The sequence below is a fragment of the Amycolatopsis sp. La24 genome, assembly GCF_029087445.1.
GTDB lineage: Bacteria > Actinomycetota > Actinomycetes > Mycobacteriales > Pseudonocardiaceae > Amycolatopsis > Amycolatopsis nivea.
This window is the reverse complement of the sequence record NZ_JARACH010000005.1, coordinates 166,567-181,543: the sequence shown is the minus strand read 5'-3', so window position 1 is coordinate 181,543 and position 14,977 is coordinate 166,567. Positions and strand designations below refer to the sequence as shown.

The window sequence follows — 14,977 nt, the reverse complement described above, 5'->3', positions numbered from 1 at the left end:
TTCTCCTTGCGGCAGAACAGGTGTGAAGGAATCAGGCGTCGAGCAGTTCGGCGAGCAGGCCGCGGACCCGGCGGTCGATCTCGTCGCGGATCGGGCGCACCGCCTCCACGCCCCTCCCGGCCGGGTCGTCCAGCGCCCAGTCGAGGTAGCGCTTGCCCGGAAACACCGGACAGGTGTCGCCGCAGCCCATCGTGATCACCACGTCCGACGCCTCGACGTCGGCGGTGGAGAGCTTCGTCGGGATCTCCGCGGTGATGTCCAGGCCCCACTCGGCCAACGCCCGCGCGGCGGCCGGGTTCACCTGCTCCGCCGGCTCCGACCCTGCCGAGCGGACCGCGACCCGGCCCAGGCCGTGGTGCGCCAGCAGCGCCGCGGCCATCTGGGAACGGCCGGCGTTGTGCACGCACACGAACAGCACTTCCGGAACACGCGACACTAGGATTCCTTTCTCGGCAACGGAAAAATCACGGAGTCAGCTCGTCGAGCAGGCCGCGGACGCGGGCGTCCATATCGTCGCGGATGCGCCGCACCGCCGCCGGCGGCTGCCCGTCCGGGTCCGGCACCGCCCAGTCCAGATAGCGGCGGCCGGGGAACACCGGGCACGCGTCACCGCAGCCCATCGTCACCACCACGTCCGCCGCCCGCACCACCTCGTCGGTCAACGGCTTCGGATACGCCGACGTCAGCGACACGCCCAGCTCCGCCAGCGCCGCGGTGACCGTCTCCGGGATCTCCCGCGTCGGCCGCGACCCGGCCGAGCGCACCGCCACCCGGCCGAACGCGTGATGGTCCAGCAGCGCCGCCGCCATCTGCGACCGGCCCGCGTTGTGCACGCACACGAACAGCACCTGCGGCACCTCCACCCGCAACAGCCCCGACGCCCGGCCCCGGTCCAGCAGCCGCTCGCGCGCGAACCGCGCCGTCAGCGCCGGCAAATGCGTGCGCACCGTCGCCGACTCCGACAACAGCGCGTACGACTCGCGCACGAACCGCGCCACCGCCTCCCGCTCGAACGTCCCGCGGAACCGGTCCGCCAGCTCGTCCACGATCCGCTCGACCTGCGCGTCCGCGTCATGCACGGGCAAGCCGCCAGCAGGCAGCACCATCACCCACACCCCTTGGATCGACTTCTCTCAATCCAAGTGAACTCGATTGCATCGAACTTTGTCAATCCAGCAGGTATGGTCGACTACGGCACACGAACCGACGGGAGGACCCATGGCGGGCGAACACCGGCACAACCGCACCCCGGTCCCGGTCACCCTGCTGCTGGCCGAACCCGCCGCGGCCGTCACCGACACCGACGCCCACCAGGCCGCGGCCCTGTTCAAAGCCCTCGCCGACCCGCTGCGCATCCGGCTCGTGTCCCTCATCCGCTACTCGCCCGGCGGCGAAGCCTGCTTCTGCGACCTCGCCGAGGAATTCGCCATGCCGCAGCCCACCCTCAGCCACCACCTGCGCGTCCTCGTCTCCGCCGGACTGCTCACCCGCGAACGCCGCGGCACCTGGAGCTGGTACCGCCTCGTCCCCGAACCCCTGGAGACCCTCCGGGCACTGCTGGACACCGGCGGCCCGCTCGTCGACCAGATCGCGCCCGTCGCGGATACCGATCGCAACAAACGGTGCTGATCACCTCTCGCTGTCAATGCCCGTGGTCATCCTCCTGACATCGGCTCGTCGCCTTGCAGGCCAAGAGTCATGGCGCAACTGTTGCCGGTCGCGGCACGCGTGCCTCGGTGTACGACTGCGATTCCGGCGATCGCGAGCAACGCCCCTGCTGGTGCGCTGGCACGGAGTGCGGTGACGACTCCGCTTTCGGGCGCCAGCAACAGGATCGCAGCACCGGCCAGGACGACGTGCTGCCAGAGCTGAGCCAGGCTGAATGCCATCAGAACGGCCCGCGGCACCCGCCAAGGCGACCCGATCAGTGTCCGTCGGCGTCCGACGCGTACACCTTCGCCGCGTACTCCTCGAGCACCCGCTCACACCGTTCCAGCGCCCGGAGCGTCTCGGCGCGGCCAGGCGCGGCGAGGACGTCCCGTTCGGTGACCTTCGCCAGCCAGTTCCGCAGCTTGGTCAGGTCTTCCTCGTTCTCCTCGAGTTCCGCGTAGGTGAAGTGCTCGGCGGCGGTTTCCTTCTCGATTTCGGCCAGGAAGTCCTGGCACTTGTCGACGATTTCCTCGTACTCGTCGTCGCGAGCGGCCTGGAAGGTGGCGACGATGTCCGCCTGCCCGACGAGCGCGGTGCTCGTGAGCAGCTGCGCCGTTCCGCCCATTTCCACGATCTCGTGGCGCAGCTTCCGCAGCGCGCGTTCCGCTGCCGGTGCGGCCGGGAGAGTGGCGACGGAGTTCTGGAGATAGACGGCGCCGAGTCCTTTGAGGCGGCGCCACACCGTGGCTCGCAGGCGAGTCGGTTCCGGCGGGACCCGGTAGATCAGCAGCAGCCAGCCACGGGGGGCGTTCGTCTTCTGGTCGGGCACGGGCTCAGTCTGCCCGATCGTGCCGTCGCGTGCTGATGCGTAACGGCGGTTACTTTGCTACCGTAACGCGGTCGTCTTGAGGCGGTGGCGCGGTATGGCCGATAAGGCTCGCGGGCGGCGGTTGTCCGCCGGGTTGAAGTTCGTGCTGATGGTCGGCGTGATGAGCTTCTTCGCCGACTTCACCTACGAGTCGTCGCGCGCGGTCATCGGGCCTTTCCTCGGGCTGCTCGGGGCCGGTGCGCTGGCGATCGCAGTGGTCACCGGGTTCGGCGAGCTGCTCGGGTACGGGCTGCGGGTGGTGTCCGGTCGCGGGGCGGACCGCACCGGCCGGTACTGGCCGATCACGATCAGCGGGTACGTGTTGCAGATGTCGGTGGTCCCGTTGCTGGCACTGGCCGGAAGCTGGCAGGTCGCCGCGCTGCTGGTGATCCTCGAACGGGTCGGCAAGGCGATCCGCAATCCGCCGCGGGACGCGATGCTGTCCCATGCCGCGAAGCAGATCGGGTACGGCTGGGGTTTCGGCGTGCACGAGGCGCTCGACCAGTTCGGGGCCATGTTCGGGCCGCTGCTGATCGCGTTGGTGCTGGCGAGCAGCCGGCACGACTACCGGCTCGCGTTCGCCGTCCTCGCCGTGCCCGCCGCGATCATGCTCTGTCTGCTGGGCGTAGCGCGGCTGGTCTACCCGCGCCCGCAGGACCTGGAGCCCTCGACGGCCCCGGTGCAGGCGCACGGGTTCCCGCGGCGGTTCTGGCTGTATCTGGCCGCCGCGGCGCTGGTCGCGGCGGGCTTCGCCGACTTTCCCGTGATCGCGTTCCACTTCCAGCAGGCAGGCGCCGTGTCCGCCGACCTGACGCCGATCTTCTACGCCGTCGCGATGGCGGTCAGCGGCGCGGGATCACTGCTGTTCGGGCGGCTGTTCGACCGCTTCGGGATCGGCCTGCTCATCCCGCTGACCGTGGTCGCCGCGGCCTACGCGCCGCTGGCGTTCCTCGGCGGCTTCTGGCCCGCGCTGATCGGCATGTGCTTGTGGGGGCTGGGAATGGGCGTGCACGAATCGATCATCCCGGCCGCGGTGGCCCCGATGGTCCCGGCCGACCGGCGGGCCTCGGCCTACGGTCTGTTCACCGGCGTCTACGGCGTCGCGTGGTTCGCTGGCAGCGCGGCCATCGGTGCGCTGTTCAGCGTGTCCCTCACGATTGTGGTGCTGTTCTCGGTCGTGGCGCAGCTCGCCGCCGTCCCGCTGCTGATCCTCGTGCGCCGCAGGCACGAAGCATCGGACGGAACTTCGTCTGCGCCGCCTCGGCCAGCGCCGGGTTGAGTTCGACCTGGTGCTCGCCGGCCGGAGTGCGCACCGTCAGCCTTTCGCCGCTCGCGTCGAGGCCGGCGATGTGTTCCCGGGCGACAGCAAGGAGATTCACCCCGTGCCGCAGCGGCGCCCGGCCGGTCACGTGCCGCAGCACCACCAATTCGTACCGGGTCAGCACCACCTGCGCGGCGGGCCGGGTCCGCCGGTGCCGCCACCACCGGCCGCGAACCGATTCCGCGGCCGCCGACAGGCACCGCGGCGGCCGGGGGTCGCCGAGGCCGACCAGCAGCGAGTACGGAAGCTCCTCCCACTGGACGTGCTCGCCGGTGGCGGACATCGTCGACGCCCCGGTGCTCGCGAGCGCGTGGGCCCGCAGCCGGGTCAGCAGGTCGCCGACAGCGGGCCACGCGGGCGAGCGGTAGTGGATCGTCAGCTGGGTGCGGGCTCCGGTCAGTACCAGGCAGCCGTGTTCGCCCGCCAGCAGGTGCTCGGCGGCGACCAGCTCGGCGTAGGGGATCACGCCCACCACGCGGGGGTAGGGCAGATCGTCCACCCACTGCGCCACCCCGCGCGGGCCCATGCCCACGACCTGGTCCGGGACGCAGACCAGCCCGTCGGCCGCCGGTCGCGTCGCGGACGGCAGCACCAGCAGGTCGCCCGGGCGCGGCGGGCCGACGAGATCGGCGAGGTCCTCGGCCGCGTCCACCGGGAGAAACCGCGCGGACGACGGCCGGAAGGACCGCGCCGGGCCGCCGCCGAGCTCGGCGAGGTCGCGTTCGACCGGGATCTCCCACGGAGCGCACGGCGCGTCGAGGGAACTCACCGGCACCGCCCGTTTCGCGAACATCCCGACTCCTTCGCCAGCCCTCTCATGATAAGCCCGCGAGCACGCGAACAGATTCGCCGAACGTGTCCGCTTCGGCGACCGAGCCTCCGGCGCGCACGACGGTCCGCTTTCCCGTTCGCGACAGACCCATCCGACAACCCGCCCGCCGACCGCGACGACGTGGATGACCGGGCTCTCCGGGGAACCACCGGGTGCTGGCCACCGCCTGGTGCGCGCGAGCCGTTCGGCGGCCTCGTCCTGGGGGACGCGCCATTTTTCGCGGAGGCGGTGCGCTCTGCTCCGCGGGCTACCGGCGGCTGAGTGCCGTATGAAGCAGGCGCGGGGTGCGGCGAACTTCGTCACAGGGTCCCGCCCGTCCAGCCGGACGACGCGAGGAAGACCGGATGCCGTGGATTTGCCAGATGAACCAGTGCGACCGTGCTGGGTGCCTCCCCCGCGAAGGAGCCGCTGTGTGCCGTCGTGGCCGCCGACCTCGACTACGTCGACCGTCTGCTGTGGACGCTGCGGCACCCGCTGCCGGAGCGGCGGATCATCGCCGCCGAAATTCTGGGCGCCCGCAAGGAACACCGTGCTCTCGGCCCGCTGCGCACGCTGCTCGCCGAAGGACCCGACCCGTACCTGGCCACCGCCGTCTTGCAGGCGCTGGTCCGCATCGGCGGAGTCGGCGCGCACCGCGATCTGCTCGACAGTTACGCCTCCTGTGGCCCCGCACCCGCGAGACGGGCGGCGCTGAGCCTGCTGGGCCGTCCGCTGCCCGGATGACCGCCGGGTCGAGATCCGTTCGGCGCCGAGCCCGGAAGGAGACTCGGTCAGCGGTAACCCGTATTGCCGGGTTCAGCCCACCAGGGCGTGCAAGACGGTGTATCCGATCAGCGCCGCGCCCAGCCCGGCGATCACGCTGATGATCACGTTCATCGCGGCGTAGAAGTACAGTTTTTGCTCCAGCAGCCGCACCGTTTCGTAGCTGAAGGTGCTGTAGGTGGTGAGGGCGCCGCAGAAGCCGGTGCCGATCAGCGCCAGCAGCGGTGCGGGCAGCGCGGTTCCGGCTCCGGCGAGCCCGCCCAGGATCAGGCAGCCGGCGAGGTTGACGCTGAACGTGCCCCACGGGAACAGGCTGTCGTGCCGGTTCTGCACCGTGCGGTCGGTCAGGTAACGCAGCGGCGCGCCGACCATCGCGCCGACGAACACGAGCACGGCGGTCATGGGCGGCGGACTCCGTCGGTGCTCAGCACTTCGACCTCGTCCAGCAGGACGGCGCCCTCGCTGATCAGCTCGTCCAGTTCGGGCAGGAACGCGCGGATCTTGTCTTCCCGGTCGACGATCAGGATCGTGATCGGGAGGTCTTCGGACATGCTCAGCAGCCGGGTGGTGTGGATCATCGCGTGGATCCCGTAGCCCTCGCAGCCGCGCAGCACGGTGGCGCCGGCCAATCCGGCGTCCCGGGCGCGTTCGATGATCACCCGGTGCAGCGGCTTGTGGTGCCGGACGTCGTCCTCGCCGATGAAGATCGACATGCGCAGGGCGTATCCCGTGAGCTGCATGATCAGACCCTTTCTTCGGGTTGGCGGACGAGACTGGTCACGGTCCGGGTGAGCCAGACGGCGGCGATCACCGCGAGCAGCGCGCAGAGCAAAGTTCCCGCCAGGTAAGCGAAAGCGAGCCCGACGGTGTCCGGCTGCAGCAAGCCGCGCGTCTCCACCGCGTAGGTGGAGAAGGTCGTGAATCCGCCGAGCACGCCGACGCCGAGGAAGGGCCGCACGAGCCGGTGCGCGGGCCACACCTCGGTGATGAGCACCATGAGAACGCCGATCAGGAAGCAGCCGGCGACGTTCGTGCCGAAGGTGGCCCACGGGAAGCGGCCGGGCGCAGTGGGCAGCAGCGTGGCCAGGCCGTAGCGGGCCAGTGCCCCGAGACCACCGCCGACCGCGATGAGGACGAGCACCAATCCGTGCGTGCGGAAGAGTTCCCGGCGCTGTGCCGGTACTTGGAGATCGACATCCGGGTCGATCGGGTCGGTCACGTCGACCTCATTGCTCACGCACGCCTCCTGCTTGTCCTGGGCACGACACTGGTCAAGCAGGGACTGTTGGCGGCGGGCAGAGCCGCGGTTCTTCCGGGCTGACCCCGAAGCGGCGAGCCCCACCGCCGCAGCTCCAGTCTAGCCGAGCCGGCGTCCGCGGGCCCGCGGGCTGTGCCGGGTTTCACCCGCGTCAGCTCACGGACCACCAATGCGACTGCTTCGGCGCGGATTCGGTGTAGCGGATCGTTTCCACTTCGTCGACCACGATCAGGCCGCTGATTTCGAGGTCGTCCAATTCGGACAGGAACGCCCGGATCTTCTCTTCGGAGTCCACGATCAGCACCAGCAGCGGCAGGTGCTCGCTCAGCCGGAACACGTGCTGGGTGTGGATCCGCGACGACACGCCGTAACCCTCGAAGCCGCGCAGGACGCTCGCGCCCGCGAGACCGGCCTTGTGCGCCCGGTGCACGATTTCCACGTATGTCGGCTTGTGGTGCCAGATGTCGCCGTCGCCGAGGAAGATCGACAGTCGCAGCGCCCTTTTGGTGATCTTCACAGCGGTCCTCCTGGTCCGGCGCGGCAAGCATCGGCCAGGAAGCCATCAGCCTCGGCGGAGGCGGTTCGGGCACACACGAGCCCCGGCGGGATCCATCGCCGCGTCCAGTACAACCGCTCGGGGACCCGGCGGTCAAGAACCCATCCGGGTCCGCGGCGGCGCACGGGCTTGCGCGACGTCGCCGTGGTGGTCACACTGGGAACACAGGCGATGGGGCTCGCCTTAACCGCGGATCCTCCGCTAATGGCCTCTACCGCACCACCTTCGTGTTCGCACGCTGGCAGGCCGGTAGAGGAGGTCCGGGTGGACGAGGATTCCGAAGGCTCCGCAGTCCCCGATCATCAGCTCGCTCCCCGGCTCGGGGAGCGATCGTGAACCCGCCGGTGCCGATCCCGCTCGTGCAGCTGGCGCAGGCGCTGACTGTGCTGGTCGCCGCGCCCGGGGTGTCCGGCGTGATCGCGCGGGTGGAATCGCGGCTGCAGGGACGGCGCGGCACCCGCTTGCTCCAGCCGTACTACGACCTGGGCAAACTGTTCCGCAAGGAATCCCTGGCTCCGAACGGAGCGAGCTGGGTCTTCCTGGTCGCCCCGATCGGCGCGATGGCGTGCTACCTGACCGTGCCGCTGCTGATCCCGGTGCTCACCACGTTCCCGTTGCCGCTGGGGTACATGGGCGACATCCTCGGCGGCGGGTTCGTGCTGGCGCTCGCCAGCTTCGCGGTCGCGGTGGCCGCTGCCGAAACCGGTTCGCCCTACGCGCAATTGGGAGCCAGCCGGACCAAAACCTTCGGCGCGATCACCGAACCGGTGGTGTTGTTCGTGGTCTTCACCGTCGCGCTGGTGACCGGAACCGACCTTCCGTACGCGCTGGCCGAAACCGTCCGGTCCTCGGCCGAGCAGATCGTGCGTCCGGCGCACCTGCTCGCCGCGGCCGCGCTGCTGCTGGTGATCCTGGCCGAAACCGGCAGGATCCCGGTAGAAACGCACACCGGGACCAACGAGTTCGGCATGATCGAGGAAGCCCGGGCGTTCGAGCACTCCGGCCCGTACCTGGCGATGCTGCGCTGGGGATCGGCGATGAAGCAGCTGATCCTCTTCACCATCCTGATCAACGTGTTCATCGCCCCGTGGGGGCTGGCCGCCACGCCCGGGATCGGGAACGTGGCGCTCGCGATCGCGGCGCTGCTGGGCAAATGCGCGGTGCTCGGCGTCCTGATCGCGGTGATCGACAACTCGTTCGCGAAGCTGCGGCTGTTCAAGATCACCGAGTTCGTCGCGGCGGCGTTCCTGCTCGCGGTGCTGGCCGTGTTCACCCTCTACTTCGGAGGCGGCTGATGAACGTCCTGGCCGCGGACCCCGCCGCCGTCGCGCCGCCCGGAGTGTATGCCGGAGTGGCGAACGGGCTGGCGGTGCTGGTGCTGCTGACCGAGTTCGCGATGCTGCGGACCGCGTTGCTGCGCGCGCAAGTCCGGGTGTATGCCGCGCAGTCGCTGCTGGTGTCCCTGCTCGCGGTGGTCGTCGCGGTCGTGCGGGACGTGCCGGAGCTGTACGCCCTGGCGGCGTTGTCCTTGGCGCTCAAGGTGATCGTCGTGCCGTGGCTGGTGCTGCGGATGCTGCGCACGGCGGGCACCGAGATCGCCGGCAGCGGCGCGCTCGGCGTGGCCAGCGAGGTGCTGCTGGCGGTCGCGGTGGCGGCGTTCGGGTTCTTCGCGACCGGGCGCTTCCAAGTCACCAGCCCCGCGCTCCCGGAAACCGCGCTCGCGCTGTCGGTCGCGGTGATCCTGGTGGCGTTCGTGCTGATGATCGTGCGCCGTGACGTGGTCTCGCAGGCGATCGGGTTTTTCTCGCTGGAGAACGGAGTTTCCCTGGCCAGTCTCGTGGTCGCTGCCGGGATGCCGTTGATCCTCGAGGTGGCGTTCCTGTTCGACCTGCTGGTCGCGGTGGTCGTGTTCGGGGTGCTCATGCAGGTCCACCACCGCCGATCGGAATCGCTGTCCACCCGCGACCTCACGAAGCTGAGGGGGTGAGGCTATGCCGGTCGTCCTCGTCCTGCTGACCGCTCTCCCGCTGGTGTCCGCCCTTGGCGCGCTCCCGGCCCGCGTCCGGGCGAGCGAGACGCTGAGCCTGCTCACCGCGCTGGCTAGCCTCGGCCTCGCCGTCGTGCTGGTGCCCGCGGTCGTGCGCGGGCCGGTGCAGTTCGGGATCCTCCGGGCCGACGCGGTGTCGGTCGTGTTCCTGCTCGGCACCACTTTCCTCTACGCCGCGACCGCGGTGTACTCGATCGGCTATCTCCAGTCCGAACGCGACCGTCCGGGATTCGCCCGCTACGCCCGGAGATTCCACATCGGACTGAACCTGTTCGCCTGGTCGATGATGTGCGCGCCGCTCATGGACGGCCTCGCCCTGCTGTGGATCGCGGTGGAGATCACCACCGTCGTGTCGGCGCTGCTGGTGGCGCTGGACGACACCGACAACGCCGCCGAAGCCGCGTGGAAGTACGTGCTGCTCGCCTCCGCCGGTCTAGGCATCGGGCTGCTCGCCACGATTGTCATGTACTACGCCGGCTCCACCGTCCTCGGCTCGTCCTACGACGTCGCGTTCGCGCCCCTGCTCACCGCCGGGAAAACCTTGCCGCACAACGCCGTTCAGCTGGCGTTCGTGCTCGCCGTCGTCGGGTTCGGCACCAAGGTCGGGCTCTTCCCGGTGCACACCTGGCTGCCGGACGCGCATTCCGAGGCGCCGACGCCGGTCTCGGCGATGCTGTCCGGCTCGCTGCTCGCGGTGAGCTTCTACGCGGTGCTGCGCTATTACCAGGTCGCCGCCGGCACGCTCGGCTCCGGCTTCCCCCCGAACGGTGCTGCTCGTGTTCGGCGTCCTCACCCTGCTGCTGGCCGCGCTGTACCTGCTGGAGCAACGCGACCTCAAACGGCTGCTGGCCTACTCCAGCGTCGAGCACATGGGCATCCTCACGATCGGCATCGGGCTCGGCGCGCCCTTGGCACTCGCCGGAGTCCTGCTGCACGTGGTCGCCCACGCCGCGGCGAAAGGCAACGCCTTCTTCGGCGCCGGGGTGCTGGTCCGCAAGTACGGCACCAAGGACACCGGCACCATCCGGTCCTGTTTGGACACTTTGCCGTGGACGGCGCCGCTGTTCCTGTTCGCGATACTGGCGTTGTCGGCGATGCCGCCGTTCGGGCTGTTCCGCAGCGAGTTCCAGATCGTCGCCGGCGGGCTCGCCGGCGCCCACGACACGGTCACCGTGGTCCTCGTCGTGCTGGTCACGCTGGCTTTCCTCGGGCTGTCGGTGGCGACGACGCGGATGCTCTTCGTCCGCGGCGGCACCGAGCTGCCGGTGCGCGGGGAGCCGAGTGCCTGGATGGTCGCGCCGATGGTGGCCGGGCTGCTGGTGCTGATCGTGCTCGGCGTGCACCCGCCAGCGGACTTCGCCGATCTCCTGGCCCGCGGAGTGGCCGAGCTGGGAGGCGGGACATGAGCCGGGAGGAGATCTTCGCCCGGATCGGCGACGGGGCGCGGTTCGCCGCCCTGATCGGCGACGGCGACCTCACCGAAGGCGTGACCCTGCACGTGCTGCTGGCCCGGCCGGGCGGCATCGACGTCGCAGACCTGCGGCTCCTGCCCGGCACCGGCGCCTATCCCGCGCTGACGCCGAGGATTCCCTCCGCGTTCTGGTACGAGCGCAAGCTGCATGACTTGTTCGGCGTGGTCCCGCAGGGCCATCCGCGGCTCGACCCGCTCGTGCTGCCGCACCCGGACGACAACGAACCCCTGCCCAGCCCCGGCGCCGCGTTCCACCCGTCCCACGTCGAGCCGGACGAGCGCGCGCTGCCCAGCCACGTGATGGGCACCGGCCTGTTCAGCCTCCCGCACGGTCCCGTCCGCTCCGGGGTGTTCGAATCGGTGGAGTACGTCGTCGAGACCCCGGGCGAGGACATCCCGCACGTGAACGTCCGCCCGCACTTCAAACACCGCGGCCTGGAAGTGCGCTTCGAAGGAATGGCCCCGAATCACGCGGTTCTGCTGGCCGAACGGGTCGAGGGAATCGCCTCCGTCGCGCATGCCCTCGCGTTCTGCCACGCCGTCGAGGAACTCGCCGATGCGCAGCCGCCGCTGACCGCACAGCTGGTGCGCGCGCTGCACGCGGAACTCGAACGCATCGCCAGCCACCTCGACGTCGCCATGAAACTCGCCGACGCCGCCGGCCTCGCGGTCGCCGTCGCCCGCTTCGGCTGGCACAAGGAGCGCACGCTGCGGCTGGTGTCCGCGTTGTGCGGCAACCGATTCGGCCGCGGTGTCGTGATTCCCGGCGGAGTACGCGCGCTTCCGATGCTCGGCCGCGAAGACCTCCGGTCCCGAATGGACGCTCTCCGCCGCGCCGTCTCCGCCGACGCCGAGGCGTTGATGCAGACCGCGTCGTTCCTCGACCGGCTGCGCGGAACCGGGCCGCTGGACGAGGATTTCGCCCTGGAGCACGGTCTGCTCGGCCCGGTCGGACGGGCCGGCGGCACCGGCGACGACACCCGGTGGGACCGGCCCTACGACGCCTACCCCAAGCTCAGCCGCACGCCCGGGCCGCGCCGCAGCGACGGCGACGCGATGGCCCGGCTGCGGGTGCGGTGGGACGAGGTCGCCGAGTCGTTCGACCTGCTTGCCCAGATCGTCGAACTGCTCGGCGACCGGCCCGACGAGACGCTGGCCGCCCCGGTCGGCCCGGTCGCCGGTCAGGCGGTCGGCTGGGCCGAAGCACCGCAGGGCGAAGTGCTGTACTTCCTCGACGCCGAGCGCGACGGGCGGCTGCGGCGATGCGCGCCGAGGTCAGCGTCGTTCCACAACCTCGCCGTGTTCTCCCAGGCGTTCCACGGCGACATCCTGACCGATTTCCCGTTCATCGAGGCCAGTTTCGGCCTCTCCATAGCCGGGGTGGCGATGTAGATGCCTTGGGTTTTCCGCGGCTTGCGCGACGGGATCGTCACGACCGGACACCCCCGGCGGCCCGACGCCGACGACGTCCGCTCGATCGCCCGCACGGTCGGCGAAACGGCCTGGGACCCGGGGCTGGACGAGCTGTGTCCCACCGGCGCGATCCAGGATGACCACGGCCGGGTCCGGCTCGACCAGGGCCGGTGCATCGGGTGCGGTGCCTGTGTCGCCGCCCGGCCCGACCGGTTCGGCTGGCAGGACGGCAACGACGTCGCCCGGCTCTCCCGGGAAGCCCTCGTGGTGCCCGAACTGGCCGAGACCGATGCCGAACTGCGCCGTCTTCGTGCCGCGTTGTCCCGGCGCACCAGGGCATTCCGCCGGTCCGTCCACATCAGACACGTCGACGCGGGCTCGGACGGCGCCGAGGAATGGGAAGTACTCGCCTTGCTCAACCCGGTCTACGACGTGCACCGGCTGGGGATCTTCTTCACCGCCAGCCCCCGCCACGCCGACCTCCTGCTCGTCACCGGCGCCGGAACGCACGGGATGGCCGCGCCGCTGGCCCGCACGCTGGAGGCGCTGCCGCGTCCGCTTGCGGTCATCGCCGTGGGCGCCGACGCGATCAGCGGCGGCCTGGTCTCGCCCTCCTACGCCACTGCCGGCGGCATCGGCGACCTGCTCCCGGTCGACGTGTGGGTGCCGGGGTCGCCGCCGAGCCCGTTCCGGCTGCTGCACGCGATCCTGCTGGCCACCGGCCGGCTGACCGGGACGAGGCGAACGCGATGACGGCCGTCCTGATCGCCGCGCTCGGCCTGCTCGGCCTCGCGCTGCTGGCCGATCTGGTGCTCGGCGTCCGGCACGCTTGGGCCCGCCCCCTGCCTTATCTGCTCGGCGCCGCGGCCGCGACCCTGCTGACCATCGTCGGCGCCGCCGGGCTCACGGGGCACCCGATCCGGCTGAGCCTCGACGCGTTCCTCGGCTTCGGCGCGGCCGACCTGACCGTCGACCGGCTCTCCGCACTGTTCCTCGTAATCAGCTTCTCCGTCGCCGTCCCGGTCTCGCTGGCGTGCGCGGACTGGGCGGTCCGGCCGCACCGCGTCCGGGCAAGGGGCCTCAGCTGCGCCTATGCGCTCGCCTTCGCGTCGATCGCGGTCATCGTCACCGCCGACCACGTGTTCGTGTTCCTGTTCGCCTGGGAGACGCTGACCGTCGCCTTCTACCTCATGACCGCCCACCAGCGCGGCTGCACCGCGACACCGGCGATCGTCACCATCGCACTCGGCAAGGTCAGCGGCGCGGCACTGCTGGTCGGCCTGCTGCTGCTCGCCGCCCAAAGCCGCAGCTTCTCCTTCCCCAGCTTCACGACGCTGCCGCACACCGGCGTCCGCGACGCGGCCTACGCCTTGCTGGTGCTCGGTTTCGCGGTCAAGGTCGGGCTGGTCCCGGTGCACGTGTGGATGCCGCGCGGCTACCGCGCCGCACCGGGACCGTTGCGCGCGGTCATGGCCGGAGTCGCGGTGAACGTCGGGTTCTACGGCCTCTGGCGGACCCTCGCGCTCCTGCACCAGCCGCCGCCCTGGCTCGCCGTCGTCGTGCTCCTGCTGGGCGGCGCGACCGCGCTGCTGGGCATCGCGCACGCCACCGTGCAAACCGATCTCGCCGAGGTGGTCGCCTACTCCAGCGTGGAGAACGCCGGGCTCATCACGGTCGGCTACGCGGTCGCGATGATCGGCGCCGCCGCCTCGATGCCGCCGCTGATCGCGGTCGGGCTGCTCGCCGCCACCCTGCAAACGATCGCGCACGCACTGGCCAAATCGTTGTTGTTCACCGCCACGGCCGGGATCGAGGACGCGACCGGCACGACCGAACTCGACGACCTGCGCGGCGTCGGGCACCGTCTGCGGTTCTCCGGCACGGGGCTGGCGATCGGCGCGCTCACCCTCGCCGGGCTGCCGCTGACTGCCGGGTTCGTGTCCGAGTGGTTCCTGTTGGAGGCGCTGATGCAGCAGTTCCGGCTTGGCGCGCTCGGCTACACCCTGCCGCTCGCCGTCACCGGCGCGCTGGTCGCGCTCACTGCGGGCTTCGCCGCCGTCGCTTTCGTGCGCATCGTCGGGCTCACCGTGCTCGGCCCCCGCGGACCGCGCGACGCGGAACTGGCCCGGGACACCGGCCCGCTCGGCAAGCTCGCCCTCACCGCCCTCGGCGCCGGCTGTCTGGCGGTCGCCGCCGTCGCGCCCCTCCAGGTGCGGGTCATCGCCGCCGGGCTCGGCCCGATCGTGCCCCGCGACGCCACCGGGTCCGCGATCAAGGGGCCCTGGGTGCTGCAACCGGTGTTCCCCGGCTTCTCCATCCTCTCCCCGTCCTGGCTCGCCGTCGTGCTGCCGGCGCTGCTGGCCGGGGCCGGACTCCTGTGCCTGGTGTTCGCGCGGGGCCGCATGTTCGCCGTCCGCCGGGTGCCCGCGTGGCGTTCGGCGACCGGCGGGGTCGAAGGCGAGAACCAGTACAAACCCTTCGCCTTCACCAACCCGACCCGCAAGGTCCTGGCGAACGTGCTGCTGACCCGCGCCGAACTGCGCACGGTCGAACGCCAGAGCGGCGGCCGGGACGACGACCCGCGCCCCGACGCCGCCGGCGCCCACCTCGGCTACACCTCCGACGTCGTGGAAGCCGTCGAACAGTTCCTCTACCGGCCGCTGCTGCGCCCGCTGCGCGCCGCCGTCCGCACCGCCAAACGCCTCCAGAACGGACGGCTCGACGCCTATGTCGGCTACCTGCTGATCGCCTTCGTCGCCGTGCTCGCCCTCGTGCTCATCCTCGCCTGACCAGAAAGGA

At 70.8% G+C, this 14,977-nt stretch carries 18 protein-coding genes and 1 riboswitch; of the genes, 9 read left to right on the top strand and 9 right to left on the bottom strand.

Going from position 1 to position 14,977, the window contains the following annotated elements; translation table 11 throughout:
* Positions 1-31 precede the first annotated feature (31 nt).
* Both PUT80_RS09075 and PUT80_RS09070 read right to left on the bottom strand, forming a co-directional pair.
* Complete coding sequence (locus tag PUT80_RS09075; protein WP_037359896.1) at positions 32-436, bottom strand: arsenate reductase ArsC; 405 nt, start codon at positions 434-436, stop codon at positions 32-34.
* 28 nt (positions 437-464) lie between these two features.
* On the bottom strand, positions 465-1,106 hold the full coding sequence (locus PUT80_RS09070) for an arsenate reductase ArsC (protein WP_051165952.1): 642 nt from the start codon (positions 1,104-1,106) through the stop codon (positions 465-467).
* A gap of 112 nt (positions 1,107-1,218) precedes the next feature.
* On the opposite strand from PUT80_RS09070, the gene PUT80_RS09065 reads away from it, so the two are divergent.
* Positions 1,219-1,629, top strand: coding sequence for a metalloregulator ArsR/SmtB family transcription factor (locus tag PUT80_RS09065; RefSeq protein WP_063695767.1), 411 nt, complete (start codon positions 1,219-1,221; stop codon positions 1,627-1,629).
* Positions 1,630-1,655: 26 nt separating this feature from the next.
* Here the strand turns inward: PUT80_RS09065 and PUT80_RS09060 are convergent, their stop codons facing one another.
* Positions 1,656-1,907, bottom strand: coding sequence for a hypothetical protein (locus PUT80_RS09060; protein ID WP_143271432.1), 252 nt, complete (start codon positions 1,905-1,907; stop codon positions 1,656-1,658).
* 17 nt (positions 1,908-1,924) lie between these two features.
* Complete coding sequence (locus PUT80_RS09055) at positions 1,925-2,479, bottom strand: Chromate resistance protein ChrB (protein ID WP_037359894.1); 555 nt, start codon at positions 2,477-2,479, stop codon at positions 1,925-1,927.
* Between the two features lie 94 nt (positions 2,480-2,573).
* Here PUT80_RS09055 and PUT80_RS09050 point away from each other — a divergent pair, with 94 nt between their 5' ends.
* Both PUT80_RS09050 and PUT80_RS09045 read left to right on the top strand, forming a co-directional pair.
* Positions 2,574-3,797 (top strand): MFS transporter, encoded by a 1,224-nt coding sequence (locus PUT80_RS09050; protein WP_051165938.1) that lies wholly within the window; start codon positions 2,574-2,576, stop codon positions 3,795-3,797.
* Positions 3,798-5,049: 1,252 nt separating this feature from the next.
* Positions 5,050-5,394: a HEAT repeat domain-containing protein gene (locus tag PUT80_RS09045; RefSeq protein ID WP_101438011.1), complete on the top strand. Its 345-nt coding sequence runs from the start codon at positions 5,050-5,052 to the stop codon at positions 5,392-5,394.
* A gap of 72 nt (positions 5,395-5,466) precedes the next feature.
* Here PUT80_RS09045 and crcB (PUT80_RS09040) read toward each other — a convergent pair whose 3' ends face one another.
* The 4 genes from crcB (PUT80_RS09040) to PUT80_RS09025 form a co-directional block, all read right to left on the bottom strand.
* Positions 5,467-5,835, bottom strand: a complete 369-nt coding sequence (gene crcB / locus PUT80_RS09040; RefSeq protein WP_037359887.1) for a fluoride efflux transporter CrcB — start codon at positions 5,833-5,835, stop codon at positions 5,467-5,469.
* Entirely contained in the window at positions 5,832-6,173 is a 342-nt protein-coding gene (locus tag PUT80_RS09035) for a DUF190 domain-containing protein (RefSeq protein WP_037359885.1), read from the bottom strand. The genes crcB (PUT80_RS09040) and PUT80_RS09035 overlap by 4 nt, the downstream gene beginning before the upstream one ends.
* 2 nt (positions 6,174-6,175) lie before the next feature.
* The gene (crcB, locus tag PUT80_RS09030) at positions 6,176-6,670 is read right to left on the bottom strand and encodes a fluoride efflux transporter CrcB (protein WP_308196523.1); all 495 of its coding nucleotides are present in this window, start codon (positions 6,668-6,670) and stop codon (positions 6,176-6,178) included.
* Between the two features lie 172 nt (positions 6,671-6,842).
* Positions 6,843-7,208: a DUF190 domain-containing protein gene (locus PUT80_RS09025; protein WP_037359883.1), complete on the bottom strand. Its 366-nt coding sequence runs from the start codon at positions 7,206-7,208 to the stop codon at positions 6,843-6,845.
* Between the two features lie 197 nt (positions 7,209-7,405).
* A riboswitch (Fluoride riboswitch) is annotated at positions 7,406-7,468 on the top strand.
* Positions 7,469-7,579: 111 nt separating this feature from the next.
* Between PUT80_RS09025 and PUT80_RS09020 the strand changes: the two genes are divergently transcribed.
* Positions 7,580-8,542 carry an NADH-quinone oxidoreductase subunit H gene (locus PUT80_RS09020; RefSeq protein WP_037359881.1) on the top strand — a complete coding sequence of 321 codons (963 nt, stop codon included), beginning with the start codon at positions 7,580-7,582 and terminating at the stop codon, positions 8,540-8,542.
* Positions 8,542-9,234 carry a hydrogenase gene (locus PUT80_RS09015; protein ID WP_183124309.1) on the top strand — a complete coding sequence of 231 codons (693 nt, stop codon included), beginning with the start codon at positions 8,542-8,544 and terminating at the stop codon, positions 9,232-9,234. The genes PUT80_RS09020 and PUT80_RS09015 overlap by 1 nt, the downstream gene beginning before the upstream one ends.
* Before the next feature lie 297 nt (positions 9,235-9,531).
* On the opposite strand, the gene PUT80_RS09010 is transcribed toward PUT80_RS09015, so the two are convergent.
* On the bottom strand, positions 9,532-9,735 hold the full coding sequence (locus PUT80_RS09010; protein WP_238608422.1) for a hypothetical protein: 204 nt from the start codon (positions 9,733-9,735) through the stop codon (positions 9,532-9,534).
* Positions 9,736-10,061: 326 nt separating this feature from the next.
* Between PUT80_RS09010 and PUT80_RS09005 the strand changes: the two genes are divergently transcribed.
* The 4 genes from PUT80_RS09005 to PUT80_RS08990 are packed head-to-tail and all read left to right on the top strand — an operon-like array spanning position 10,062 to position 14,967.
* Positions 10,062-10,700, top strand: coding sequence for a proton-conducting transporter membrane subunit (locus PUT80_RS09005; protein WP_275291606.1), 639 nt, complete (start codon positions 10,062-10,064; stop codon positions 10,698-10,700).
* Positions 10,697-12,157: an NADH-quinone oxidoreductase subunit C gene (locus PUT80_RS09000; protein WP_183124310.1), complete on the top strand. Its 1,461-nt coding sequence runs from the start codon at positions 10,697-10,699 to the stop codon at positions 12,155-12,157. The genes PUT80_RS09005 and PUT80_RS09000 overlap by 4 nt, the downstream gene beginning before the upstream one ends.
* Positions 12,158-12,931: a ferredoxin gene (locus PUT80_RS08995; protein WP_101438005.1), complete on the top strand. Its 774-nt coding sequence runs from the start codon at positions 12,158-12,160 to the stop codon at positions 12,929-12,931. It abuts the gene before it with no gap.
* Complete coding sequence (locus PUT80_RS08990; RefSeq protein ID WP_101438004.1) at positions 12,928-14,967, top strand: proton-conducting transporter membrane subunit; 2,040 nt, start codon at positions 12,928-12,930, stop codon at positions 14,965-14,967. The genes PUT80_RS08995 and PUT80_RS08990 overlap by 4 nt, the downstream gene beginning before the upstream one ends.
* The last annotated feature ends 10 nt before the right edge of the window (positions 14,968-14,977 follow it).

Excerpts from the sequence above, each read along its gene's own strand:
- PUT80_RS09070 (WP_051165952.1), bottom strand. The coding sequence starts at position 1,106 with ATGGTGCTGCCTGCTGGCGGCTTGCCCGTGCATGACGCGGACGCGCAG.
- PUT80_RS09065 (WP_063695767.1), top strand. The coding sequence starts at position 1,219 with ATGGCGGGCGAACACCGGCACAACCGCACCCCGGTCCCGGTCACCCTG.
- PUT80_RS09050 (WP_051165938.1), top strand. The coding sequence starts at position 2,574 with ATGGCCGATAAGGCTCGCGGGCGGCGGTTGTCCGCCGGGTTGAAGTTC.
- crcB (WP_037359887.1), bottom strand. The coding sequence starts at position 5,835 with ATGACCGCCGTGCTCGTGTTCGTCGGCGCGATGGTCGGCGCGCCGCTG.
- PUT80_RS09035 (WP_037359885.1), bottom strand. The coding sequence starts at position 6,173 with ATGCAGCTCACGGGATACGCCCTGCGCATGTCGATCTTCATCGGCGAG.
- PUT80_RS09015 (WP_183124309.1), top strand. The coding sequence starts at position 8,542 with ATGAACGTCCTGGCCGCGGACCCCGCCGCCGTCGCGCCGCCCGGAGTG.
- PUT80_RS09010 (WP_238608422.1), bottom strand. The coding sequence starts at position 9,735 with ATGCCTAGACCGGCGGAGGCGAGCAGCACGTACTTCCACGCGGCTTCG.
- PUT80_RS09000 (WP_183124310.1), top strand. The coding sequence starts at position 10,697 with ATGAGCCGGGAGGAGATCTTCGCCCGGATCGGCGACGGGGCGCGGTTC.
- PUT80_RS08995 (WP_101438005.1), top strand. The coding sequence starts at position 12,158 with ATGCCTTGGGTTTTCCGCGGCTTGCGCGACGGGATCGTCACGACCGGA.
- PUT80_RS08990 (WP_101438004.1), top strand. The coding sequence starts at position 12,928 with ATGACGGCCGTCCTGATCGCCGCGCTCGGCCTGCTCGGCCTCGCGCTG.